The organism is Arthrobacter sp. H-02-3, assembly GCF_003097355.1.
In the GTDB taxonomy this organism is placed as follows: domain Bacteria; phylum Actinomycetota; class Actinomycetes; order Actinomycetales; family Micrococcaceae; genus Arthrobacter; species Arthrobacter humicola.
On sequence record NZ_PYUI01000010.1, the window covers coordinates 20,089 to 43,122 of the forward strand.

At 66.4% G+C, this 23,034-nt stretch carries 19 protein-coding genes, 1 tRNA gene and 1 riboswitch; of the genes, 6 read left to right on the plus strand and 14 right to left on the minus strand.

Annotated elements, in window-relative coordinates; translation table 11 throughout:
* Window positions 1-444: 444 nt before the first annotated feature.
* The 4 genes from pcrA to C9424_RS11325 all read right to left on the minus strand — a co-directional run bounded on the left by pcrA (window position 445) and on the right by C9424_RS11325 (window position 8,733).
* Window positions 445-2,985 carry a DNA helicase PcrA gene (gene pcrA, locus C9424_RS11310; RefSeq protein ID WP_116766939.1) on the minus strand — a complete coding sequence of 847 codons (2,541 nt, stop codon included), beginning with the start codon at window positions 2,983-2,985 and terminating at the stop codon, window positions 445-447.
* A gap of 504 nt (window positions 2,986-3,489) precedes the next feature.
* Window positions 3,490-6,225, minus strand: coding sequence for a hypothetical protein (locus C9424_RS11315; protein ID WP_116766940.1), 2,736 nt, complete (start codon window positions 6,223-6,225; stop codon window positions 3,490-3,492).
* Window positions 6,222-7,574 carry an SWIM zinc finger family protein gene (locus C9424_RS11320; protein ID WP_116766941.1) on the minus strand — a complete coding sequence of 451 codons (1,353 nt, stop codon included), beginning with the start codon at window positions 7,572-7,574 and terminating at the stop codon, window positions 6,222-6,224. The genes C9424_RS11315 and C9424_RS11320 overlap by 4 nt, the downstream gene beginning before the upstream one ends.
* Before the next feature lie 301 nt (window positions 7,575-7,875).
* Window positions 7,876-8,733, minus strand: a complete 858-nt coding sequence (locus C9424_RS11325; protein ID WP_116766942.1) for an inositol monophosphatase family protein — start codon at window positions 8,731-8,733, stop codon at window positions 7,876-7,878.
* 77 nt (window positions 8,734-8,810) lie between these two features.
* Here C9424_RS11325 and C9424_RS11330 point away from each other — a divergent pair, with 77 nt between their 5' ends.
* Complete coding sequence (locus C9424_RS11330) at window positions 8,811-9,461, plus strand: hypothetical protein (protein ID WP_116766943.1); 651 nt, start codon at window positions 8,811-8,813, stop codon at window positions 9,459-9,461.
* Between the two features lie 332 nt (window positions 9,462-9,793).
* Here C9424_RS11330 and C9424_RS11335 read toward each other — a convergent pair whose 3' ends face one another.
* Window positions 9,794-10,816: a hypothetical protein gene (locus C9424_RS11335; protein WP_116766944.1), complete on the minus strand. Its 1,023-nt coding sequence runs from the start codon at window positions 10,814-10,816 to the stop codon at window positions 9,794-9,796.
* 210 nt (window positions 10,817-11,026) lie between these two features.
* Here C9424_RS11335 and C9424_RS21430 point away from each other — a divergent pair, with 210 nt between their 5' ends.
* Window positions 11,027-11,176, plus strand: a complete 150-nt coding sequence (locus tag C9424_RS21430) for a hypothetical protein (protein WP_161958223.1) — start codon at window positions 11,027-11,029, stop codon at window positions 11,174-11,176.
* A gap of 107 nt (window positions 11,177-11,283) precedes the next feature.
* On the opposite strand, the gene C9424_RS11340 is transcribed toward C9424_RS21430, so the two are convergent.
* Genes C9424_RS11340 through C9424_RS11350 form a run of 3 tightly spaced genes read right to left on the minus strand, consistent with a single transcriptional unit; the run spans window position 11,284 to window position 15,831 of the window.
* Window positions 11,284-12,807, minus strand: coding sequence for a putative bifunctional diguanylate cyclase/phosphodiesterase (locus C9424_RS11340; RefSeq protein WP_116766945.1), 1,524 nt, complete (start codon window positions 12,805-12,807; stop codon window positions 11,284-11,286).
* Complete coding sequence (locus C9424_RS11345) at window positions 12,797-13,489, minus strand: DUF7793 family protein (protein ID WP_116766946.1); 693 nt, start codon at window positions 13,487-13,489, stop codon at window positions 12,797-12,799. The genes C9424_RS11340 and C9424_RS11345 overlap by 11 nt, the downstream gene beginning before the upstream one ends.
* On the minus strand, window positions 13,486-15,831 hold the full coding sequence (locus C9424_RS11350; protein ID WP_442862029.1) for a glycosyltransferase family 2 protein: 2,346 nt from the start codon (window positions 15,829-15,831) through the stop codon (window positions 13,486-13,488). Before C9424_RS11350 ends, C9424_RS11345 begins: the two co-directional genes overlap by 4 nt.
* 207 nt (window positions 15,832-16,038) lie before the next feature.
* Between C9424_RS11350 and C9424_RS11355 the strand changes: the two genes are divergently transcribed.
* Window positions 16,039-17,643 carry a chitinase gene (locus C9424_RS11355; protein WP_237563411.1) on the plus strand — a complete coding sequence of 535 codons (1,605 nt, stop codon included), beginning with the start codon at window positions 16,039-16,041 and terminating at the stop codon, window positions 17,641-17,643.
* 47 nt (window positions 17,644-17,690) lie between these two features.
* Here C9424_RS11355 and C9424_RS11360 read toward each other — a convergent pair whose 3' ends face one another.
* Window positions 17,691-18,512: a DUF998 domain-containing protein gene (locus tag C9424_RS11360; RefSeq protein WP_116766947.1), complete on the minus strand. Its 822-nt coding sequence runs from the start codon at window positions 18,510-18,512 to the stop codon at window positions 17,691-17,693.
* An 83-nt stretch (window positions 18,513-18,595) separates the two neighbouring features.
* On the opposite strand from C9424_RS11360, the gene C9424_RS11365 reads away from it, so the two are divergent.
* The 3 genes from C9424_RS11365 to C9424_RS11375 all read left to right on the plus strand — a co-directional run bounded on the left by C9424_RS11365 (window position 18,596) and on the right by C9424_RS11375 (window position 19,607).
* Window positions 18,596-18,668, plus strand: a tRNA-Arg gene (locus C9424_RS11365).
* Window position 18,669: 1 nt separating this feature from the next.
* Window positions 18,670-19,200, plus strand: coding sequence for a DUF6314 family protein (locus C9424_RS11370; protein WP_116766948.1), 531 nt, complete (start codon window positions 18,670-18,672; stop codon window positions 19,198-19,200).
* Window positions 19,197-19,607 carry an NUDIX hydrolase gene (locus C9424_RS11375; RefSeq protein ID WP_116766949.1) on the plus strand — a complete coding sequence of 137 codons (411 nt, stop codon included), beginning with the start codon at window positions 19,197-19,199 and terminating at the stop codon, window positions 19,605-19,607. Before C9424_RS11370 ends, C9424_RS11375 begins: the two co-directional genes overlap by 4 nt.
* 81 nt (window positions 19,608-19,688) lie before the next feature.
* Here C9424_RS11375 and C9424_RS11380 read toward each other — a convergent pair whose 3' ends face one another.
* From C9424_RS11380 to C9424_RS11400, 5 genes are read right to left on the minus strand one after another with little or no spacing between them, the layout of a single operon-like run.
* Window positions 19,689-20,948, minus strand: coding sequence for an MFS transporter (locus tag C9424_RS11380; protein ID WP_116766950.1), 1,260 nt, complete (start codon window positions 20,946-20,948; stop codon window positions 19,689-19,691).
* Between the two features lie 58 nt (window positions 20,949-21,006).
* Entirely contained in the window at window positions 21,007-21,375 is a 369-nt protein-coding gene (locus C9424_RS11385) for a FluC/FEX family fluoride channel (protein WP_202615841.1), read from the minus strand.
* 5 nt (window positions 21,376-21,380) lie between these two features.
* Window positions 21,381-21,953 carry a fluoride efflux transporter FluC gene (locus tag C9424_RS11390; RefSeq protein ID WP_116766952.1) on the minus strand — a complete coding sequence of 191 codons (573 nt, stop codon included), beginning with the start codon at window positions 21,951-21,953 and terminating at the stop codon, window positions 21,381-21,383.
* A complete protein-coding gene (locus C9424_RS11395; protein WP_116766953.1) occupies window positions 21,953-22,504 on the minus strand; it encodes a universal stress protein in 552 nt (183 codons plus the stop codon). Before C9424_RS11395 ends, C9424_RS11390 begins: the two co-directional genes overlap by 1 nt.
* Window positions 22,497-22,835 carry a hypothetical protein gene (locus tag C9424_RS11400; RefSeq protein ID WP_116766954.1) on the minus strand — a complete coding sequence of 113 codons (339 nt, stop codon included), beginning with the start codon at window positions 22,833-22,835 and terminating at the stop codon, window positions 22,497-22,499. Before C9424_RS11400 ends, C9424_RS11395 begins: the two co-directional genes overlap by 8 nt.
* 21 nt (window positions 22,836-22,856) lie before the next feature.
* Window positions 22,857-22,946, minus strand: a riboswitch (Fluoride riboswitch).
* Window positions 22,947-23,034: the final 88 nt, after the last annotated feature.

Genomic DNA, 23,034 nt, shown 5'->3' on the forward strand with positions numbered 1-23,034 from the left:
GGTTTAGTGTCCTTCTACGTCGAAGTAGTTTCTGTACAGCCGGACCCCACGTATTCGCGGTTACCGGGCTGCGGAATAAACGCACCCTGCGACAAGCTTGGAAACGAGCCACACGGCGCAATGCTCCTCTGGGAACTCTAGTCCTTCGATCGGACCAGCCCGTTCCAGAGTACCCGTTATGTGAGTAAGGACACTATTCTATGGAGCGTAGAAAAACCGCTAGATTACGCGGTTTTTGGGGTGTCCGACGGCGTGCGGACCGGCCGTGAGGCCGTGTCAGATGCGCCTTCGTAACGTAGGCGGGAGGAGCCGGCGCAGGCGCCGGCTGATGCGCGGCGGCCAGCAGATGCGCGGCGGCCGGCAGATGCGTGCTCGGCGGGGGCCGGCGAGCGGTCATGCGCAACGGCCTTCCGGCGCGTGCGCTGGCGGTGCCGGGCACCTCCCCTAGGCGTCCAGCTTGGTCAGCGGCGCGTAGCGCAGCAGCAGCCGCTTCTCCCCGACGTCGAACTTCACCTTGGCGACCGTCTTGTCCCCGGCGCCCTCCACGGCAAGGACGGTGCCGTTGCCGAAGCTGGTGTGGTTGACCTTGTCCCCCACGCTGACGGCGACGATTTCCTTCTGCGGCTGGACCCTGTTCTTGGCCACGGCGGCGGGAACATCGGCGTTGAAGCCCGCAGACGGGCCGGCGCCGCGGGGCGTTCCGGCGCCCCAGAATGATCCGCTGTAGCGGCTGGAACCGATCGCGGGGCCGCTCCCCCAGCCGCCGCTCTGGCGGCTGGCGCCTTCCCGCTTCCATTCCACGAGTTCGGCCGGGATCTCCTCGATGAACTGGCTGGCCGGGTTGTACTGGCTCTGGCCCCACATGCTGCGAACCTCGGACCGGGTGAGGTAGAGGCGCTTCCGGGCGCGGGTGAGCCCGACGTAGGCCAGCCGGCGTTCCTCGGCCAGTTCCTTGGGATCGGTGGCGGAGCGCTGGTGCGGGAACAGCCCGTGCTCCATACCGGTGAGAAACACGACCGGGAATTCCAGCCCCTTGGCCGTGTGCAGGGTCATGAGCGTGACGACGCCCAGACGCTTGGCCTCGGCCACCGCGGCGTCAATATCTGCCCCGGGAGCATCGGGAATCTGATCGGCGTCGGCCACGAGGGACACCTGCTCCAGGAAGGCGCCGAGGGAGCCTTCGGGGTTGTCGCGTTCGTATTCGCGCACGACGGCGACGAGTTCCGCCAGGTTCTCGACCCGCGATTCGTCCTGGGGGTCCGTGCTGGAGCGCAGCGCCGCGAGGTAGCCGGTCTGTTCGAGCACGGCTTCCAGGGCGGCGGCGGCACCCGAGCCGGAGGCCACCTCGGTGAGGTCGTCGAGGAGTTTCACGAAGCCCAGCACGGCGTTGACCGAGCGGGTTGCCATGCCCGGGGCTTCGTCGGCGCGCCTCGCGGCGGTCATGAAGGAAGTGCGATCGCGCTCGGCAAGGGCAGCGACAGCGCCCTCGGCACGGTCGCCGATGCCACGCTTGGGTTCGTTGAGGATCCGGCGGAGGTTGACGTCGTCGTCCGGGTTGACCAGAACCCGCAGGTAGGCGAGGGCGTCCTTGATTTCCTTGCGCTCGTAGAAGCGGGTGCCGCCAACCACCTTGTACGGCAGGCCCACGCGCACCAGGACGTCTTCGATCGAGCGGGACTGGGCGTTGGTGCGGTAGAAAATGGCGACGTCGCCGGGACGCAGATTGCCCTCGTCCTGCAGCCGGTCGATTTCCTTGGCGATGAACTGCGCTTCGTCGTGCTCGTTCTCGCCGACGTAGCCGACGATCTTTTCGCCGTCGCCCTCGGCCGTCCAGAGCCGTTTCTCCGGCCGGTTGGGGTTGCGCGAGATGACCGAGTTGGCGGCGCTGAGGATGGTCTGGGTGGAGCGGTAGTTCTGCTCCAGCTTGATGGTCCGGGCGTCCGGGTAGTCCTTCTCGAACTCCACGATGTTGCGGATGTCCGCGCCGCGGAAGGCGTAGATGGACTGGTCGGAGTCGCCCACGACGGTGAGCTCGGAGGCCTCGGGCCCCTCGCCGACGATCTCGCGCACCAGGGCGTACTGGGCGTGGTTCGTGTCCTGGTATTCGTCCACGAGGACATGCCGGAAGCGGCGCCGGTACGAGTCGGCGAGCGCCGGGAAGGCCCGGAACATGTAGACGGTCTGGGCGATCAGGTCATCGAAGTCCATCGCGTTGGCCTGGCGGAGGCGCTGGGTGTAGCCCTTGAAGACCTCGGCGACGGCCTGCTCGAAAGGATCGTTGTAGTTGGCGCTGGAGGCGTAGGAGTCGTCGTCGATGAGCTCGTTCTTCAGCGCGGAAATCTTGTGCTGGATGGCCTTGGGGGCGAAGCGCTTGGGGTCGAGGTCCAGGTTCTTGGCGACGAGCGTGATCAGGCGCAGCGAGTCCGCGGAGTCGTAGATGGAGAAGTTGGAATTGAGGCCGACGTTCTTCGCCTCGCGGCGCAGGATCCGGACGCAGGAGGAGTGGAAGGTGGAGATCCACATGGTCTTCGCCCGGGCACCGACTAGGACCTCGATGCGTTCCCGCATCTCCGCCGCGGCCTTGTTGGTGAAGGTGATGGCCAGGATCTCGCCGTGGTGCGCCCGGCCCGTGGCGATCAGGTAGGCGATCCGGTTACTGAGCACCCGGGTCTTGCCAGAGCCGGCGCCGGCCACGATCAGCAGGGCGCTGCCGGCGTGTTTCACGGCTTCTTCCTGCTGCGGGTTCAGGCCTTCGAGAAGCTCGCTCGCGTTCGGAAGCTGCGGACGGTCCCAGGCGTTGCCAGGGGCGCTGCCAGGGGCGCTGCCGAGAGCATGGCCCGGGCCGAAGCCGTTGCCGTCCATGCCAAAGCCGGCCCCTGAATCCAGCCCCGGAAGGCCGGTCCCGGAAGGCTCTTTGGTTCCTGCCGCCGCCTTGGAGGCAGCTTGGAAGGGTCCGTCAGCATAAGGGTCAAACAACATATCCATGGTGTATCTAAGTCTAGGCGGTGGCGCTGACAGCCGCGTCCGCCCCTCGGGACATGCTCTCCGCTGCCCGCAGCCACCGGACATAATCCCCTTAGGCCCACTCCTGGCCGCAAAGAATGAGCATGTCCCGCTGCTCCGGAGAAGACCCGGGTTGTTCCGAAGACCACCGAGGTTGTTCTGAAGAATGAGCATGTCCCGCGGACACGCCACAGCGGATCCAGCATGTCCTCCGCCACCTGTGACCAATGGACATACTCCCCTTGTGCCCACTTCTGGCCGCGAAGAATGAGCATGTCCCACGGACCCCATCGCGAACAATGAGCATGTCCCACGGACACGGCACAGCGGAACGAGCATGTCCTCCGCCGCCTGTGACCAATGGACATACTCCCCTCGTGCCCAGTCCTAGCCGCGAAAATGAGCATGTCCCACTGGAACTTCGCCAGGGAATGAGCTTGCTTGCAGGCGGCGCCGCGGTATTCCTCGGGAGTACCCCCAACTGGCTTAGCGCGTGAGCCCCATCCGCGACGCGAGCCGCTTCGCTTCCAGCCCCGTCTTAGTGGCGGTCTTGGCTCCGGCTAGCGTCCGGACGGCCACTGTGAAGTCTGCGCTAGTCGCCGTTGTCCGGTGATCGGCAGGAATGGATTCCCACAACTCCATGCAGGTGGCAAGCAGTTCACTGGTCCCGGCAGGAAGCCTCTGCTGTTTGGAGGACGCCACCACCAGGGCGGCGAGCGCCGGCCAGACACAGTCCAGATGCCCCTCATAGGCCACCAGTGCCATTGCCCTCACCAGCCGGCCCAGCGAATGGTCGCCGGCCTCGAAGCGCTTTCGTGCAGCCAGGGCCAGGTTTTCGGCTGACAGTTGGCGCCTCGCGGCCATTTCCAGCACCGTTCCAAGGGTGCTACTCCTGTCGTCCGAGCGGTGACTGGCGAGCATGGCAATGAACCAATCGTGAGTCAGTTGCCCGAGTTCTCCGGCCGTGGCCCCCGCTGGTCCTCCTTCCCCGAGTGCGACGAGCCCGCCGTAGACCACCCGCCGACCCAACCAGATGGCGCCCAGATCCGGCCAGAAGGGCACAACGGCCGAGGCTTCACAGGCGAGCCAGGTACCCAGATGTCCGCGTCCGCTGCCGCTCCACACCTCAGGCGAGAGCAACTCCGGGGGGATCGACGGAAACCGTTCCAAAGACACCGGCAAGGTCAGCGGAGCCTCCACCGGAGGGGGCTTGAATCCTCCTCCTCCGACCCATTCGCGGAGAATTTGCCCGGCATGCCGCTCCTGCCCGTCCGGGCCGTCTAATGGCAGGACGGGCAATTCAGGGATCTCGGCTGCCAGCCCCGCATCCATCGGCCCCAGCCGCAAGAGCGCCTGAAACAGGTCTGCTTCTCCATAGGCCCAGCCTTCACGCTCAAAGAGCTGCAGAAGTGACACCAGCCGGCCCAGTTCCACACGGAAGTTGTCATAACTCGGTGTGGCCAGGGAGTAGGGCACCGTTCCTGCCTGGACCATCAACTCGCTTTGACGAAGTATGTGGATTGCGGCCAAAGGACTCGCCGAGCCAAATGGGTCGTCCGTACCCGAGGGGTGGGACAGTGATGCCCGGACCAATGCGGTCAGATTCCGGTGAGCGGCCAGGTTGTGCTCTCCTGACGCCCACGTCGCCAAGGCGACCTCCGGGCCCGGGCTGGCCCAGCGCCGCCAGCTGGTCGGCGCCCCCGCAAGTGCACGGTATTGCTCGACGCAATCTGCGTAGCCGGTCTGAGCAGCAAATCTTTGGCGATACCAGTCCCGGACGTTTGGGGCACGGCGGTAAACGGTCCGCAGGAAGCGATCAATGTATTGCTCTTCGGCGACGGAATGCTCGCGCGGCCCGGTCCATCGTGGCAGCGGATTCTTCGAAACGACCTCTTGAGCCACGTACCGGGGAATTTCTGGAGGCTGTCGGACCCCCGTTCCCCAGAGCGATGTGGCGTCCAGCGGCTCTTCCCGGACCGTGGCCACAGGTCCCCCCGCCATCTCCTGCGCCGTCGCCCGGACTAATAGATCCGCGGATCCCGCCGCCGCTTTCCAGCAGGCGGCGAGGACGTCGCCGTCGCATGACTGCGAAGCTTGGAGCGATTTGAGGTGCCGAACCAAAAGCTCCTGGGCCTTCTTCTCCGTCCGGCCGAACACGGCAACGCTCAGGTCGCAGAGGTCGCCGCCGTCCATGGGCGCCTGGACCAAGAGTCCAAGAACCGGGAAGGACAGGAATCCGGGGGCTGTGGCGACTGTGGACAGCAGGAGCGGAATGCTGGCGGCGACCTCCCCAGGACTGGGCGGGCATGACTTCAGGACATCGGCAAGCACTCGCTGGGTCGGGAGTCCATCGTCGCGTGCGAGTGCCGTGCGGAGCTTGCCGAAGACCTCTTCGCTAAGGAAGGTTCTCCTGTTGAGGTAGCCGCGGATTGCAGCCCCGACGGTCCACTCTTTCGGCATTCCTACCCTGGCCAGGGGTCCCAGCGCGTCCGGCAGGTCAAAGCAACGCAGGAGTGTGTTCGCCGCGGTCAGATCCTGATCCCACAACTCCAGCAACGATTTCTGCATCTTAGGAAAGACCACCGCGCGTCCGGCGGGATCGATGCGGAACCCCAGTCCAGACCAACCGGGGTACTCGAAGTCCGCCGCAATCTCATCGTTCCAGACCTCGTGCAGCCGGCCGGCCGCGAGCTCCCGATAATAGAACGCCCAAAGCCGCGGATAGGCCTCAAATTTTTCAGTGGCAACTCCAAAGTGCAGAATCAGCGGCAGGCAATAACGGATGACGGTGGTGGCGCTCTCCTTGCCGGCTCGTGCGTTCCGGCTGATCGCCGCGGCCACGAAGCGCCGGCACCAGTCGTCGCCTTTTGAAACAAGAACATCCAACAACATCAGGATGTGGACGTTGCGGTTCCATGCCATCGCCCGCCAGGGCAGGAACCTGGCAACATCGGCAGGTGCGCTGACGGCCACGGTGACCATCTCCCTGACAATTGACCGGGAGCGCGAGTCAACAGGGCTGATGACCCCATGGAGCCGCCAGTCCAGGTCCTGGGTGAGCAGGGTCCGGCCGCCTTTGGCGAACCACGTCCTCGTCTCGGCGAGTTGAGTCGGCGGGGGCGCTTTGATGTATTCGCGAAGGGCAATCCAGTCTTCGGCTGTGGCGAGCCGGCGTATTTCCTGCACGAGCGGCGGGTCGCCGCGGCCCTCCGGCCCCGTCACGTGTTTTCCGGTCCGTGGCCCGGTGCCGTCTCGCGCCGCACAAGCTCAACGGCGAGCGCATGCTTGCAGGGACCCCGGGAGCCGCGAAAGTCGTACCACCAGGCACAGGTGCACTGGTAGAGTCCGGCCCCGGCCGTGACCCGGTACACATACACTCCGTCTGCGGCCAGGACATCCCAGCGGTCCCCCAACCGGGATACCCCGCCCCGGGCCACAATGCCGCGGGCTGCCTGCAACCGCGGATGGTCCTTGACCGTCCGGTCCTGGTCCAGCGGCAGTTCCCGGTGGAAGTAGGCATTTTCCAGCAGGTCGAAACCCACCTTCCCGGACGCACCTAACCAGGCCAGCCCCTGGCTGACGCGCTCCGTCTCGAGCCGGGTTCTTGCGCTGAGCGCCTCGGTCGAAATGACCGCCTGCCATCCAAGGAAGTCCAGGACCGTCATCCCCGCTGCCATCACGCCAGGGGCGGCGAGCGCCGCAAGGATCCCGCCTTCCCCCGAGAAACCCCGGCCGGCCGCCGGCGACAGCAGCAGTGTGAAGTCGGCACCGGGGAGCCTAAACACCCAGCCGCTGGCCCCGTTGTCGTGACGGAAGATGTCCAGACGAGTGGCGAATCGGGCGACCCGCCTGGCGGCGGCAAGCCGTCCTGTACCGGCCAGCGTGACCGTTGACGGCTTCGCCGCCGCCACTTCGCGCAATCCCCGGGCCGATGGCAGCAGGAAGACCGTGCGCCCGGGCTGGGCTGCCGGCAAGGAGGCCAAGAACTGACTGATGGCGGGGCCGGTAACGGCAGCCAGATGCGTCATACATGCAGCGATGGCGGGTGTTTCGGCGAAGCCGCGGACCCACCGGTCGGGCAGGTCCACCTTCCGTTCCACATGGCTCTGATCGGGAGTGGAAACCACCAGCCGGTCCCGGCCGACGTCAAAGTGGAGCAGTTCGTTCCGGTGCACGTTGGCGAGCGCAGAGCGCAGTGGGCTGTTGATGTCCACGTTGGTGGTTCCGAAGCCGATCTCACCGCCGTCCAGGCCGCTGCCAAGCAAGTCCAGCCGCGCCTGGACCCCATTGCATGCCGAAAACGACTCACACCGCAGGCGGTCTCCGCCTGCGGTCATGACCGGGTCCACGACATCACTGAGCCGGAATCCTGCGTCGTAATACCTCGACGCCGCGACGTCGGCAACGGCGAGCAGCGCGCTGGACACCACGTCCGGCCTTGCCGCAAACCCGTGAAAGAAGCTGGGGTTTTCCACCAGTCCTTGAGGGGTGGCGCCCAGACCTGACTCCAGGAGGAGCCGCTTGGCGCCGTGAGCTTCATCGAGTACGGATTCGGCTAAATAGCGGCTCATTCTGATGCCCGCAGCCGGCGGGTCCACGCCCGGTCAGTTCCCCCTGTGGACAGCACCTCAGGCACGCCCGGAATTGGTGTTCGCTCCCCCATGTCCGGAAGTATAGGCCGCGTTTCCGGACTAGCAACAGCCCCCGAAGGGCGGAGAGGACGCCTTGTCCGCGGGAAATGCCCACCACTGTCCGCGGCCGGTGGACGTACGACCAACCTGTCCGATGCTCTCCTCGAGGAATTGAGCATGTCCGCCGGACCCCGCCGCGAACCGTGAGCATGTCCCCCGGGGAGGTCCGGCAGGCGGGAAGCTAGCCGACGCTCCCGGAGACGAGTGCGGCACGCAGCTGGCCCACCGCCGTCGTGCCTCCCGCGACGAACCAGTCCAGGCCGTTGACTCGCACGACGTCGGTCGCGCCGCCGGCCGCCTCGACGATCGCCTTGCCCGGCAGCCAGTCCCACTCGGGGCAACTGTGCTGGAACCAGCAGCCGAGCTCGCCGTCGGCCACCCGGCTAAGGTCACAGGAGCCGGATCCGAACATGCGAAGGGCCGCTGCCGACGTCGCTGCCGCGTGCCAGGGCATGGCACACATCGGATCGGCGAGCCATGTCGGGTGGATGTACGTTGCGGCGCCGAGCTCCGAGACCGGGGTGTCGGACCTTCCCTTGCCTCCGGACGCGCCGGGGAGGAAAGTGAGGAGCTTCTCGCCGTTGAGCGTTGCCGCCCGGGACGTCCCGCCAAGCCAGAGCTTGTCCTCCTCCGGCTGGAAGATGGCGCCGAGCCCGGCACCGGACGGGTCCTTCAAAGCGATGGCCGAGCACCAGTACGTGGATCCATGCAGGAAGTTGTACGTCCCGTCGACGGGGTCGATGACCCAGGTCCGGCCGCTGCTGCCCGCCACGGAGGCGCCCTCCTCGCCCAGGATGCCGTCCTCGGGCCGGCAGCGCCGCAGCTGCTCCAGCACATAGGATTCGGCGGCGTGGTCTGCGGCCGTGACGACGTCGGAGACAGACGTCTTCTGCCTGCCCTCGAGCCCTGCCTGCCGCATCAAGAGCGCGAGCGTGCCGGCCTCGCGGACGAGGGCCTCGGCCAGTTGGTAGTCATCCAGCGACGGGTCAAGATCTGCGGTGCTGTGCCGGCCAAGCCGGTGTTTTCCTAGTTCGGTCACGCGTTCCAGAGTATCGGCGCCCGTTGTCAGTGAACAGCCGGCGCGGGAGGCCGAGGCGGACGGGCGATAATGGAGCCATGGCCAAGACACCCGCGCAGCGGATCAAGAAGCACGGCGCCAATGCGGCGGTCCCCCAACACCACCTTCCGCCGGTGATCAATCCGACCACCGACCGGACCCCGCAGAAGGCACAGAACAACACCCACCTGATTGTGATCGCCGGGGTCGTGGCCAGCCTGTTCCTGTTCTGGTACCTGCATCTGCTCACCCTCAACCAGCTCACGCAACTGTCGGGCGGCCAGGCGATGCCGGATTCGATGGTGGGCGGTTTCGACCAGGGGTTCGTGGAGCAGCTGCGAGCGGCCATGGACTCCGACGCCCGCGGCCAGCTGAGCTATGTGCACAAGACAGCCGGCATGCTCTTCCCGCTGATCTTCGGATTCACCTGGCTGCTCCTGATCGGAACCAACGTGGCCAAAAAATCCCTGCGCTGGGCGCTGTGGGCATTGCCGCTGCTCTTTGCCGTGGTCAGGCTGTGGGGCAACATCGTGATCGATGCAATGATGTCCGCCGGGACTCTCGACGCCGGTCAGGTGGCCCTGGCCTCCGGGCTCACCGTGGCCGGCTGGGCACTTCTGGCGCTGAGCCTCGTGGCCGGCGGCGTGGCCGTATTCCTCGGACGCAAAGCCACTGCAGCTTCCCCCACCACGGGACATGTCCAGCCTTAGTCCCCGGCCCTGGACTTGTTCTTCGTACCCGGATTCGACCACGGGACATGTCCAGTCCTGACTCCCGCCATTGGACTTGTCCTTGGCACACTGACTCAACCACGGGACATGTCCAGCTATGACCACGAGCAGCGGGCCCAGTGGTCCTATGCCCATTCCTCGGTCCCTGCACGGGGCATGTCCCGCGATGCAGCACGAGGCCCACGACGGGACATGTCCACCCTTGGTCGCGACCGCCGAACATCATGGCGTCTTGTCCAGTCTTCAATGCCAAGGGGCGGCATGTCCAAGAGAATCCGCGTTAAGAGGCAGGCGAAAGTTAGTCAGCGGGCTCAAGCCTCGTTTGCAAGATACTCCCGGGCTTGATCGGCACGCTGTTGTGCACCCGAAGCCGTGAAGTGGTCCGCGGCCCGGAGCAGATTTTCCTTCGCCTCGTCTGAGTTGCCAATTGCAGAATGTGCCCGGCCCAGCAAAAGGCACGCTTCTCCGAGGATTTGAGGAGAGGGCTTGTCCGGTTCTGCGCAAATCTGATCCAACAGCTCGATAGCGGCCTTGGCCTCGCCAGCCAAGAAATTCCAGTGGGCCCGGTTCAGCTTTATCAGCAGGTAGTCGTTGGCACTCCCGCCAATGACGTCCGTGGCCAGTTCCGCCCTTTCGATACAGCGCAAGGTGTCCGCATCCGCTATGTCTGCCGCGAGTCGCATGGCTGCTGAGGCTTTATTGAATTTTGCCCAAACATCGAGGTTCCTTGCCGGGGAAAATGTCGCCGCCGCGAGCTCGTGATACTCGAGACCCTCCGGCACCTTGTTGCAGAGAAATGCCACATTTCCGATGACCCAGTAGACCTTGCCGATCAGTTGGTCGTCGACTTCGGCAGAAATCGCGTCAGCCAAACCAAGGCATTCCGTCCAGGCGTCATCCAGCCTGCCGCTATCCGCCAATGCAGCGATAAGTGCCTGGCGGGCCTTGACGTTGGTTTCGACATCCTCAGCTGAGGCGAGTTCCACGGCGGCCCTGGCGGCGTCCGCCGCCTGCTCCAGCAATCCAGCACCCTGCCAAGCCTTGGCCACCAATATGTAGGTTTGTGCCTTGGCATGACGTTCCGTCGTCGCGTGGGGGCCATCAACCAGTTCCGATGCCAGGGCGGCGCAGGTCTCGAACTCTTCGGCGTCCAGAAGGTTCTCGGCCTTGAGAAACGTCATGTTCCACCAGGCATCCATATCTCCCTCGCTGCGAGCTATCTCCGCGGCATCGTGGGCGCTGCTCGCCGCTTGGATGAAGGCGTGGTTAGTCCGGTGCTCGTACGCCCTCAATTCAGCGGCGGCGTAAGAAGGCGAAGCGGAGTGCAAAGTCATGCCTACATTATCCGTTGCTGCGAGACCGCATCTGCACAGCACGCACAAGCAAGTTGCGCGCAGGTTTAGCTCAAGACTCGTCCAGGTTCGCGCGGATAACACAGCTTCTTAATTGCGAGCGAGATTGTTACAACACGGCGTGTCTAATGCCCCTATACTGAACTCGCATCACATAAGTCACATCAGCCTCTTACGTATCAGGAGCTATTCATGAAGAAATCCCTCGCAACACTCCTCGTCGCCGGTGCGCTGGCTGTCGCAGGTCTCTCCGCGACCTCGGCAATCTCGGCTTCCGCCGAAAACGCCGGTCAGGGATCCGTTCAGGCCGTCAACTGGTGGCCGAACTCCACTCAGAAGTAACGGAGACTGTAGTGACAGGCGGCGGGTGCCGGAAGGAATTCCGGCACCCGCCGTCGTTGTTTAAGCTCAAGGATCAACCAGCATGACCTGAAAGCGGGCCCAAACCCCTACGTCCGCCGGCTCATCAACGCCGCAATATCCGCAGCCGGCGCGGGCCGGCCAAAGTAGTAGCCTTGGCCGCTGCCGCAACCCATCTCGCGCAGGATCTCGGCCTGTTCCGCTGTCTCTATGCCCTCGGCCAGGGCTTTGAGGCCGCAGGCGTGAATGAGATGCAGCACCGCGGCCACAAAGTCCCGCTGTTGCTCGTCAGTGCCCAGGCCGCTGATCAGGCTCCGGTCGATCTTGACGACGTTGACGGGCAGCTTGCGCAGGTAACTGATGGAGGAATAGCCGGTTCCGAAGTCATCGATCTCAAGCTGCACGCCGAGTCGCCGGAGGCCGTTGAGCGAATACTGGTCCACATCCCCGCCGTTGACGGCCATGGACTCGGTCAGCTCCACGATCAGGTTTGACGCATCCACCCCGGTCTCCCGCAGGATGTCCCGGACATGTTCGATCAGTTCGAGGTTCTGCAGTTCGGTGGTGGAAATGTTGACGCGGACGTTGAAGGTGCTGTCCACCTGCTGTTCCTGCTGCCATTGCCGCAATTGACGCACGGAATTGCGCAGCACCCAGTGGCCCAGATCCACGATCATGCCGGTTTCCTCGGCCAGCGGAATGAAGCTGTCCGGCATGAGCAGACCGCGTTCGGGGTGGTTCCACCGGACCAGCGCCTCCACGCCTTCGATCCTGCCGGTGGCGAGGTCCACCACCGGCTGGTAGTGCAGGGTCAGCTGGTCTTCCCTGATCGCTTCGCGCATTTCCGTAATCATGACGCTCTGCAGCCGGCGCGCGTACAGCAGGGCCGGTTCGAACACTTTGATGCTGCTGTGCGGCTGGGCCTTGGCGGCGTACATGGCCGTGTCGGCTTCCATCACAAGGTCATCGACGGACTGTCCGGGCTCCGCGATCCGCAGGCCGATGCTCGTTCCGCATGTAATTCTCAGGTCCCCGACGTCGAGGCTCTCGTTGAGCGCGGCGAGGATCCTGTTCGCCACCCGGCGGGCGCGGACCAGATTGGACTTGGGCAGCATGACCGCGAATTCATCGCCCCCGAGCCGGGCCACGGTGTCAGTTTCGCGGACGGCGCCCTCCAGCCGCCGCGCGATCACCCGCAGGACGTCGTCGCCGGCGCTGTGCCCCAGGGTGTCGTTAATGCCCTTGAACGAATCGAGATCAAGAATCAGGAGCGCCGGCGGCATCTCGCCCCGCGAGGACTCGGCCAGGGCATGGCTCAGAACCGCGTTGAGTGCTGTGCGGTTGGCAAGTTGCGTCAGGGGGTCGGTCAGGGCCATGCGTTCGAGCTCGACCTGGGCCTCACGCAGCATCGCCGTGCGGCTTTCGACGCGCTCCTCCAGCTCCTGGTAAATGGTCTGCAGGTCATCAGCCATCAGGTTAATGCCGGCAATGACGGCGGCGACGTCGTCCCGGGCCCCTGAGTGCGGGATCCTGGTGCTCAGATCGCCGCCGGCGATGCGCACAATGCCCTCCACGAGAGCATGCAGCCTGGGGTCCGGCGCTTCACTCGTCACGGACGTACTGCCTTAGCCATTCGACGGCCGCGGATTCGGAGCTGAAGAACTGTGCCGGAATCGTTTCGCTCCTGGACCGCAGGAGGTAGTGGGCAATGACCCGGTCCACCGGGCTCTCGCCCACCAGGGCGAACGCCGTCGCCGCGATGGATCCCGTGTAGACCTGCCGGGCCTCGACGCTGACACCGACGACGCCGGTAATCACCAGGAGCACCGGCATCCGCCGGCCCGCGGCGAGGGCACGGACGGCCTCACCGGCAATACGCGCTTCGGGCCCCTCGATTTCCTGGTTGGGGGGCAGCAGGACCTCGATGATGGCGCCGTCGATCATCCGTACGCCTATGGCGCGGGCCGCGTCCCCGGCCGGGTCCCGGGCGGCACCGGCGTCCGCGGAAGGCCCGTCCGTCGCCGGCACTTCCGACGCCGGCACTTCCGACGCCGGGGGTGCCGCAAGCGTCGCGGCCGTCGCCATCGCGGCGGCCGCCGTAAGGGCCGCTGCTGTCTCCAGTGTGGCAGTCGTCTCCGGCATCGCGGCCGCTTCGCTGTCCGCGGCAGGCGAGCCGGCCGTCACCGCCACTTCCGAAGGCACCGCCGCTTCGGCCATCACCGCCGCACCCTGGGCGGCGCCGGTTTCATCGTCCGGGAGCCGCTCGCCGTGGCCGGCCAGGGCCTCGAGCGTCATCGGATCGCAATTCGACGGCGGCGGTCCGCGGAACCCCGGAGGTCCCGGTTCAGCCGGCGGTCGCCGTGATAGAGAATCGTTTCCCAGTCGACTTCCTCGGCTGTTTTGGCAATCACGGGGCTCTCCTTCACCTTCTTGGGGCGGGGACTGACATAAAGCCAGTTAACCATCCCGAGGAAAACATCCACGGCGGAATTGAAGACGCCGATGTAGGCGCGGATGGCGCCTGCGGCCAGGACGGCGTTCAGGGAGGCGAATGCCACGTTGCCCCAGTTGCCCACTTGGGCGTCCCGCCACACGGTCAGCAGCGAGAACGCCACAATCGCGTACGGCGTCAGGACGTAGATGGCCGGGGCCGCGGTGCGGTCCTTGACCTTCGGGGTGCGGGCGAATGGAATCTTGTCGCCGGTGACGGCCTGCTGCAGCGATTTCAGCACGCCCGCCAGGTTCACCGGCAGCAGGACGAGGTTGAAGCCATAAATCCGGAAAATGTCACTGAACCGGTGCCCGCAGTCGCGCAGGTCGCTGCCCATGGCCAGGAAGTAGGGCAGGGCCGCGAGGAACACGATCGGACTCAGCAGCCGGCTGTCATACGGGTATGCCAGGAGGAACACCAGGCCGAAGCTCGCCCAGGCGATGGAGGCCATGTAGTTCACCCGGAGCAGCACCTCCCGGAACAGGATCTTGCGGCGGTCGGACCGGTGCTGGAGGAGCTGGGCCCACAGCTTGGGCAGGATCAGCAAGCCGCCGTTGGCCCAACGGCGGCGCTGGACCACGAGGGAGCCGAAGTCGGGAGGGGTGGCGCTGTAACTGAGCCGTTCCGGGTAGTTCACCAGGGTCCAGCCGTGCTGGCCGAGGTCGATGCTGGATTCGGTGTCTTCGATGACGGTGCGGTCCTGGATGTAAGTCCGGATTTCGAAGGCCCCGTTGGTTTCCACCTCCACGATGTCCTCGAGGGCGCGCTTGCGGATGACGGCGTTCGCGCCCACCCAGAACGTCGCACCGTAATAGCTCATGCCCTGGTGCAGGATGTGCTGGAGGTCGGTGGTGGCTCCCGCAACCCGCTCGATGCGGGTGGGGGCGCCGCGGAAGGAGGAGTAGGGCGTCTGCGTCACAGCCACGCGCTCGTTGCCGGCCGATTCCAGGAAGTAGACCAGGCGGAGGCAGTAGTCGCGCAGAAGCAGGGAGTCGGCGTCGAGCGTCAACACGTAGGTGGTGTCACGGACTGCCATGACCTGGCCCTGCTCGTCAGGGGCGACGTCGGCGGCCACCTTCCGGAGCACCACGCCGTCGGCGGTGGTCTCCTTGTTCCAGGTGTGGCCCATGAGCGAAATGTAGGCGTTGAGGTTCATGGCCTTGTTGGCCTCATGCGAAAGGCTCGCGTACTTCTTGCGTTCGAATGTTTCGGTGGAGACGTTGAAGATCCAGGTCAGCCGGAGGTACAGCTCTTCGATCCGGGACAGCGGCAGCGATGCCTGCTGCACTGACGCGGCGTTCAGGCCCAGGAGCACGAGCCTCAGTTCGCGGGCCAGGCCCATGAGGACGAGGTCGACAAAGAACTCGTCGACGTGGTCCTCAACTTTTTCGGCGGACGCCATCGCTTCAAGCCATTCGGCGGCTGCCTCGTATTCGGAGACCAGCAACTCCAGTTCGCGCCCCTCGGGGCCCGCGGGCGTCTTTTGCCGACGTCGGTATTCGGCCAGGGCGGTGTTGACGCGGGCGGCCGGGGCGCTGAGTGCGGCGGAGATCTCCGCAGTCAACGCGCGGGTCGTGTCCAGCCGGGCGCGATCGCCGGGGTCCGCGGGGTGCGGCGGGTCATCGAGGAGCAGCACAACTTTGAGATCCGGGAACTCCTGCAGGGCGGCGGACCACAGCGTGGCGCGCACCACCTGGGGTTCTTCGGCATAGGAGGGCACCAGCACCGTGATGCCCTCGGAGTATTCGGCAAAGTGGCGGTCCAGTTCGCCGCGGGGCACCCTGGAATGATCGCGGAAACGATAAAGGGCCCCTTGCCGGGCCAGAAGATACATGAGGGCCGAAAACGTCAGGAATGTTACGACGACAAGATAGGAAATCGTCTCAAACTGAAACCTGAAGCCGGCATTCGGGTTGTCCGCGAGCTCTTTCAGAATGGTGGAAATGAGGTAGGTAACCCAGGCAGCCAACGTGGTGAGAATTCCTAGCCGGCCAAGGATTATTTTGCGCCTGGACGGCCTCGGATGAACAATTGAGAGCGGCTCGGAACGCCGCTCAGCCCCCCATTGACGGCGCCGGACCGCACCCTTTTGTTCGGAAGTCACGCTTTCCGCTTCTACGCGCGGCAAGACAAGCTGATCTGGCATTAGTCCCCATAAGACTGCAAAGTCGGCATATTGGCGCGCGCCTACGGCAAAACCCGCACGCCGCACCGGAATGTTCCGGTGAGTGCCCTTATGATAATGCAAGGTCAGACGCTTGCCGGACATCAGACACTCCGGCAAATGCGCGCGCTGATACCGGCGGCCGGCGCATGCCCGGCTGCTCCATGCAAGACACACAAGGGGGGCCCTGTGTCCGAACGATTCCCAGGCCGCAAGCTGTCGCTGGTCCGGCTGGGCGTACTCATCGGCGCCGTCGCGGCAGTCGCCGCCGGCGGCGTCGCCGCGTGGGGCAATTTCCAGGATGTCCGGGCGGCTGAGAGCATCCCGTCCGTCTTTTCGGGATATGTCGACGTCACGGCCACGCCGCGGTATGCCTTCGAGGCCCCGGCTTCCAAGGCAGCCGAGAAGGTCGTGCTGTCCTTCGTGGTCGCCGATCCCAAGGATCCGTGCACGCCGTCGTGGGGCGCCGCCTACTCCCTCGCCGAGGCAGCGAACTCGCTGGACCTGGACCGGCGCGTGGCACGGCTGCAGCAGCTCGGCGGGAGCGTGGCCGTTTCCTTCGGTGGGCTGACCAACCAGGAACTCGCCGTCGCCTGCACCGATTCCGCGAAGCTGACGTCGGCCTACCGGAGCGTCGTCGACCGCTACAACGTCAGCAGCATCGATCTGGACGTCGAAGGCCAGGCCCTATCAGACCCTGCGGCCCTGGAACGGCGTGCGACGGCCATCGCGGCGCTCCAGCACGAGCGCCAGCGCGACGGAAAGGCACTCAGCGTGTGGCTGACGCTGCCGGCGGATCCCAACGGCCTCACAACCGCGGGCAGCGACGCCGTGAAGCACATGATCACTGCAGGCGTCGACCTCGCCGGGGTCAACGCGATGACCATGGACTACGGCGGGAGCAAGCTGCCGGGTCGTTCGATGTACGAGAACGCGGTGTCCGCCGCGGAAGCCACCCACCGCCAGCTGACGGGCCTGTACCGGGCAGCCGGCAGTGAACTCGGTAGCGAAACGGTATGGCGCAAGGTCGGCCTGACGCCGATGATCGGCCAGAACGACGTCGCCGGCGAAATCTTCACGCTCAACGACGCGCAGGATCTCAGCGCCTACGCAAGTGCAAAGGGCATCGGCCGCCTGTCGATGTGGTCCCTGAACCGAGACCGTACCTGCAGCCAGAACTTCCCCGACGTCACGAAGGTCTCCGATGGCTGCAGCGGGGTGGACCAAGGCGGCTCATCGTTCGCCACGGTCCTCGGCGCCGGGGTGATGGCGAGCCCGGCGGCCGCGCCGGCCAGCGCCGCTCAGCCGACGCCGGTCCCTGCCGTCAGCGATAACCCCTCCACCAGCCCGTACCCCGTGTGGTCTGAGAACGCCGCGTACAACGCGGGCGAGCGGATCGTGTGGCATTCCAACGTGTACGAGGCCAAGTGGTGGACGCGCGCCGACACCCCGGACGATCCCGTACTCCAGGGCACAGCGACCCCGTGGCGCATCATCGGTCCGGTCCTGGCCGGAGACAAGCCCACGCCCCAGCTCACGGCGCCGGCCGGCACGGCACCGGCGTGGCAGCCCAGCACGGTCTACCGCAAGGGCGACCGGGTGCTCTTCGAGGGCAGGGTCTTTGAGGCAAAGTGGTGGACCCAGACCGACAGCCCCGAAGCTTCGCTGCAGGGATCACCAGACTCGCCGTGGTCCAAACTCCGCGATGAAGAACTGCTGAAAATCATGGCCGCCAAGTCGGCGACGGCCGCTTCTCCGGCTCCGAGCACGACGGCGTCCGCTCCGGCGCCCTAGAAGGTCCGGTTCAGCGGGTCCGGGCCCGGCCCGCGTCAGCGTCAGCGTCAGCGGGTCCGGGCCCGGGCGCGCTTGCGCAGCGTGCGCTCATGCTGGACCCGCTGGGCGATGACGAGGCCGGCCGCCGCGACGCCCACCGTAATGGGGTAGCCCATGAGCCGCTCCAGCGTGCCAGGTTCCGGCACATGCATGCCCGTCACGCCGCCGGCAACGAGCGCCGCAAGGGACACCGCGCCGCAACCCAGGATGAGCCACCCCAGCGGGGTCTGCCTGAGCCACAGCCAGCCGATCACCAGGAGGGCCAGGGCGCCGGCCGCGAAGTACATTAGGGCACCGGCCACGTGCCAGGGGGATCCGGTGTTTTCGGGTACGAACCCCACAATGACGGTGCCCACGCCTGCGGTGCCGGTCAACAGCCGTGCCGCAGCCGCGGCGGCCACGCCCGCGCTCCAGCGCGCCGGGTTCTGCGCCCGGCCTGTATTCCCACGCGCCTGGTCCGGCCCGCCGGCGCCCCGCGTGAGCGGAACACCGGGCCGCGCGGCAAGGCACAGGAGTGCCGAACCGAGCAGGAGCGCGCCGACAATCATGCCAAGACCCTGGACCACAAAGGACGCGTTCATCAGCACGTGCGCCGGCGAGCAGACGTCCCGGCCGGAAAAGTCCCCGCAGGCCGAGGCGCCGAGGTCGCTGATGTAGCCGGTGCGGCGGCTGTAGGGGTCCGCTCCGGCCCAGGCGCCGATCACGGCAGACTCCGCCACGAAATACTGCAGCACGCTCAGCTTCGCCAGGGCTCCGACGTAGAACCGGGTGGCGGCCACATCCGGGTAGTAGATGGCTCCGGCGGAAAGTTCGGTGGTTCCTGCGGTCATGCCACGAGCGTAGTACCCCCGCTCACCTTGTATGCTTGTATCCGTGTCCGACTGGGCCGGCCAGTGGCCGGCCGCGGATGCCCGCCCTCGTAGCTCAGTGGATAGAGCACGGCTCTCCTAAAGCCGGTGTCGTTGGTTCGATTCCAATCGAGGGCACTTGAACTTTCCTGCCCCGGAAGAAACCCCGGATTCGGCTCCGGACTTTGACCTCCGCGCCTACCTGCGCGGCTCCTGGTCCGTCGACCGCGCGCTGCTGGACCGCAAGACCGGAACCCGCGGTACCTTCACCGGCGTCGTCCGTTTTACCGACGACGACGGCGGCCTGCACTGGCGCGAAGAAGGCACCGTCCGCTGGGCCTCCTTTGACGGCACGCCGTTCACCGCGCCGGCGAGCCGGGAATATCTGCTGCGGCCGGCGGACACGCCGGCTGTTCTGGACGTGTATTTCCCGGACGGCCGTCCCTTTCACCGCATGGGCTTTGCGGGGCAGGCCAACCGGGACGTGCACTGGTGCGACCCCGACACGTACCGCGTGACCTACACCGTGGCCGGGCCCGACGAATGCGGCTACCGCTGGGACGTCACCGGGCCGGCCAAGGACCAGCTGCTGGAGTCGGTCCTGCGCCGGCTGGACGCCGCAGCGGACACGAACTTCGATCCAGCGCCGGACGCTAGGCTTTCAGGGTGAACCCCCGCATCGTCGTCTCCGCCGTCTGCGTCTTCGATGACGCCGGACGCCTCCTGACCGTCCGGAAAAGGGGCACGGACAAGTTCATGCACCCCGGCGGCAAACCCGCGGCCGGCGAAAGCGCCGCGGAGGCGGCGGTGCGCGAGCTCCGGGAAGAAGTCGGGATTGTCCTGGCCGCGGACCGGCTGGACCTGCTGGGCTGCTGGCTCGCGGACGCCGCCAACGAGGCGGCCACGCAGATCGAGGCCACCGTCTTCACGGCTCCGGGAGTGTGGAGCGCCCGGCCGTCGGCGGAAATTGCCGAGATCCGCTGGCTGGATCTGGCAGGCGAACTGCCCGGCGACCTCGCCCCGCTGCTGACGGACCATGTGCTGCCGGCGCTGTCGGCCAAACCGTCCGCGGGATAGGCCCGCCAGCGCCTGAGGGCCCGGGATCATCACACCTGATTCGTCACGATCCACGGCCCCTTTCGCCGTGTTCGGGTTGGCTCAGCTCTTACCGGGTTCGGCCGGTTCGCTCGCCTTGCCGGCTTTGCTGCCCAACAGGGGGATGAAGGCGATGAGCGCGACAACTTGGGTACCGATGGTGAAGGTGATGAGTCCGGTGTACGACGCCGTGTAGAGGGCGCCGATGATGGTTGACCCGGCGAGCCAGGCGAGGCCGTAGATGGCGGTGAAGATGCCGTATCCGGTCCCGCGTCGCGCAGTCGGGACCAGGTCCGCGACCGCGGCCCGGAGGGTGGATTCGTGGATTCCCAAGGCCGCTCCCCAGACCACGGCCCCGGCCCAGACGAGGGCCGGGGTGGCCGTGAAGGACAGGAAGGGGACGGCGGCGGTAAGCGGTAGGGCGATGAGCAGCCCGCGCAGCCCGATCCGATCATAGAGCGCCCCGGAGGCCAGTGCGGCCAGCGCCGCTGCGCCCATGGAGACGGCGTAGGTGACCGGTATCAGCGCCGAGGGCAAAACTTTTTGGACTTCGAGGTGGTACGAAATGACACCGAAGGTGGAGAACCCGAACATCGATATGGCCGTGAAGGCGCTGTACCACCAGAAGCGGGCTGGCAACGGGACACGTGCCGGTGCCAGGCCGGTGGCCGCCACGGGTTCGTTGATGGCATGGGTGTCATATCGTCCTGGCTCCGGGGCGGCCCGGCGGAGCAGCAGCACGGCGATGAGAGCGAGCGCGCCGGGGACGGCCAGAACGCCGAATCCCAGCTGGTAGCCGGAGACGGCGATCATCAGTCCGACGAGCAACGGGCCCAGCAGGGCGCCGGACTGGTCGAGGGCTTCGTGGATAGCGAAGGCCTTTCCCCGGCCCATGTCCGCCCCGGCGTGGGAGAGCATGGTGTCCCTTGCGGGCGTGCGGACGGCCTTGCCGAACCGCTCCATGATGACCAGCGCAGCTGCCTGCCACAGGGAGCTGGCGAGAGCAAGGAGCGGGACGGCGATCACGGTCAGGGCGTAGCCGGCGATAGTCAGCGGCCAGTACTTGCGGGTCTTGTCGGCCAGGGGGCCCGTGCCAAGGCGCAGGACCGTGGCCACGGCTTCCCCGAATCCGGTGATGAAGCCGACCATGACCGCGCTGGCGCCGAGGGTGGCCAGGAACGGGCCGGTGATGGATCGGGCACCTTCGTAGACGACGTCGGCGAGCATGCTCACCACGCCGAACGTCAGCACGAACCCCATGGGTCCGAGCCTGTTCGGCCCGGTCTTCCCGGCCCGGGCTGCCTCGAGGGGCTGATGGCTCATGTCCGGCAATGGTGCTCCTCGCGGTGGTTCCCGGCTACGGTCGGGCTGGTGTCCGGCCTCATAACAGGCTGGCCACGGCCAGACCGGCTGCCGCGGCACCAACCGCGGCGGCGGCGGTGCCAATGCCGTTCAGAAGGGCCAGGCCGGTGCGGCCGGCCTGGATGAGCCTGACGGTCTCGAAGCTGGCCGTGCTGAAGGTGGTGTAGCCGCCCAGGAATCCGGTGCCGGCGATGGCCTGCAGCTCGGGCGGTGCCGCGTGGACGATCACGGCGCCGGCGACCAGCCCCAGGAGGAAGGAGCCGGTGACGTTGATGGCGATGGTGCCAACAGGCAGGGCTGTCCGGAGCCTGGATCTAGCCAGCCCGTCCACCACGAAGCGGGTCCCGGCGCCGAGTCCGCCGGCGAGTCCGAGCAAGACAATGGTCAGGGTGTTCACCGGTTCCTCCCGGGTTTGTTGGGCTGTTGCCGGCCGGTGTGCAGGTCCGCGTCCCGGTGCCGGGCGGCCTTCCTGCGGTGGTGTCCGACGGCGGCACGGATCCCGGCCACTGTTGCCGCGGCGCCGCCGATCAGCGTCGCTGTCACGTAGAGCACAGCATCGGCGGTGCGTCCTGCGCCAAGCAGGGCATTCGTTTCCAGGGCCAGGGTGCTGTAGGTGGTGAACGCGCCCATGAAACCGGTACCGGCAAGCAGCCGGATGATCCGCAGCTTCCCGGCGTCCGGACCGCGGCGGACCAAGGCCTCCAAAAGGCCGCCGAGCAGGAACGCGCCGGTCAGGTTGATGATCAGGGTGGGCAGCGGCCAGCCGGACGGGGACGGCAGGACGCTGCTGAGCCCGAAACGGGCCAAGGCTCCAAACACACCCCCGGCGATGACCACCAGCACGAACCCCGGGTGCAGGTGCACAGGGCGGTGGGCGCGTGCCGCACCCAGCGTCCCCGCGTCTGCGGCGTCGGTCCTTCCGGAAGAGCCGGCTGCTGCCGCTGCCTCGGGGGCGGGCGGTTCCATCAGCGGCCTTCCTTCGGATGGTGCCGGGGCTGGGGAGCAAGCGGGACCACCAGCACGGGCCGGTGCTGACGGTGGGTGAGATGGACAGCCACGGAACCGACCAGCAACTCCTCGAACCGGGCCCCAAAACCGCGTTCGCGGGTGCCCACGACGATGATGGACGCGTCCCTGGCCTCGGCGAGCCGCCCCAGGGCCCGTGCCGGTTCCCCGGCGAGGGTCAGGAAGGACCACCGGATCCCGGTCCCGCCCAGGGCCTCCCGGAGGTGTTCGGCGATGCCAGCGCTGATGCCTTCGATGTCGTCGTCGACGCCGTCCGGATCAATCGGCCGGGCTTCGACCCGCCCGTCGGGTTCTTCGGCGAGGTAGGTGGTGACATCCACGTAGGCGCAGATCAGCTCGACGTTCAGGCTGAAGGCCAGTTCCGCGGCCCGGTGCGCGACCGCGAGGGGCTGCCCCGGCACCACACCCATCAGCACCGGTCCTGTGATCTTCCGCGGGACGTAGGCGACGGGTCCGGTGGCGGCCCGGGTCTCGTTGTCGGGCTCATTCATGGGCGCTCCTGATACATGGGGTCGGCTCGTTGGGATCGTTGAGGTAGGTCCCGGTCGGACCGTACGGCAGGGACGGGTACTCGTCGGTGATTTCCAGAAGCCGATTGTATTTGGCCACACGTTCACGGCGGGCCGGCGCCCCGGATTTCAGCTGCACGAAGCCTCCCCCGACGGCGGCAGCGAGGGCATCGAAGGTTTCGCTCCCGGTGGCCGCCCGATTCGGTCTGATCAGCCCGGCGGTCGCGGACGCGGTCCGGATGCCCTCCCGGGCCCGACCGTTCGGGACGCCCTGGCCGTGACGGAGCAGGACGAGGTTGCGGGGTGCGGGCACGGCTCACCTACCTTCGGATCAGCAAAGGTAGGAACCATTAGCCAGGCGGCGGTTCGAACAGCCGCACCTGACGTGCGTGCTGTTCCGGCGGGATCCATCACCGTGAACAGAGACTACAGGCCCGGCGGCGACGGCCGCCACCATTTCGCGGCGGCGATTTCCTCGCCGGGACACGTGGTCTCGGGATCCGTCACCGCTA

Coding starts and splice junctions, on each gene's coding strand:
- pcrA (WP_116766939.1), bottom strand. CDS start 2,985: ATGGATATGTTGTTTGACCCTTATGCTGACGGACCCTTCCAAGCTGCC.
- C9424_RS11360 (WP_116766947.1), bottom strand. CDS start 18,512: ATGACCGCAGGAACCACCGAACTTTCCGCCGGAGCCATCTACTACCCG.
- C9424_RS11350 (WP_442862029.1), bottom strand. CDS start 15,831: ATGCCAGATCAGCTTGTCTTGCCGCGCGTAGAAGCGGAAAGCGTGACT.
- C9424_RS11390 (WP_116766952.1), bottom strand. CDS start 21,953: ATGGAACCGCCCGCCCCCGAGGCAGCGGCAGCAGCCGGCTCTTCCGGA.
- C9424_RS11395 (WP_116766953.1), bottom strand. CDS start 22,504: ATGAATGAGCCCGACAACGAGACCCGGGCCGCCACCGGACCCGTCGCC.
- C9424_RS11330 (WP_116766943.1), top strand. CDS start 8,811: ATGGCCAAGACACCCGCGCAGCGGATCAAGAAGCACGGCGCCAATGCG.
- C9424_RS11320 (WP_116766941.1), bottom strand. CDS start 7,574: ATGAGCCGCTATTTAGCCGAATCCGTACTCGATGAAGCTCACGGCGCC.
- C9424_RS11345 (WP_116766946.1), bottom strand. CDS start 13,489: ATGACGCTCGAGGCCCTGGCCGGCCACGGCGAGCGGCTCCCGGACGAT.
- C9424_RS21430 (WP_161958223.1), top strand. CDS start 11,027: ATGAAGAAATCCCTCGCAACACTCCTCGTCGCCGGTGCGCTGGCTGTC.
- C9424_RS11380 (WP_116766950.1), bottom strand. CDS start 20,948: ATGAGCCATCAGCCCCTCGAGGCAGCCCGGGCCGGGAAGACCGGGCCG.
- C9424_RS11335 (WP_116766944.1), bottom strand. CDS start 10,816: ATGACTTTGCACTCCGCTTCGCCTTCTTACGCCGCCGCTGAATTGAGG.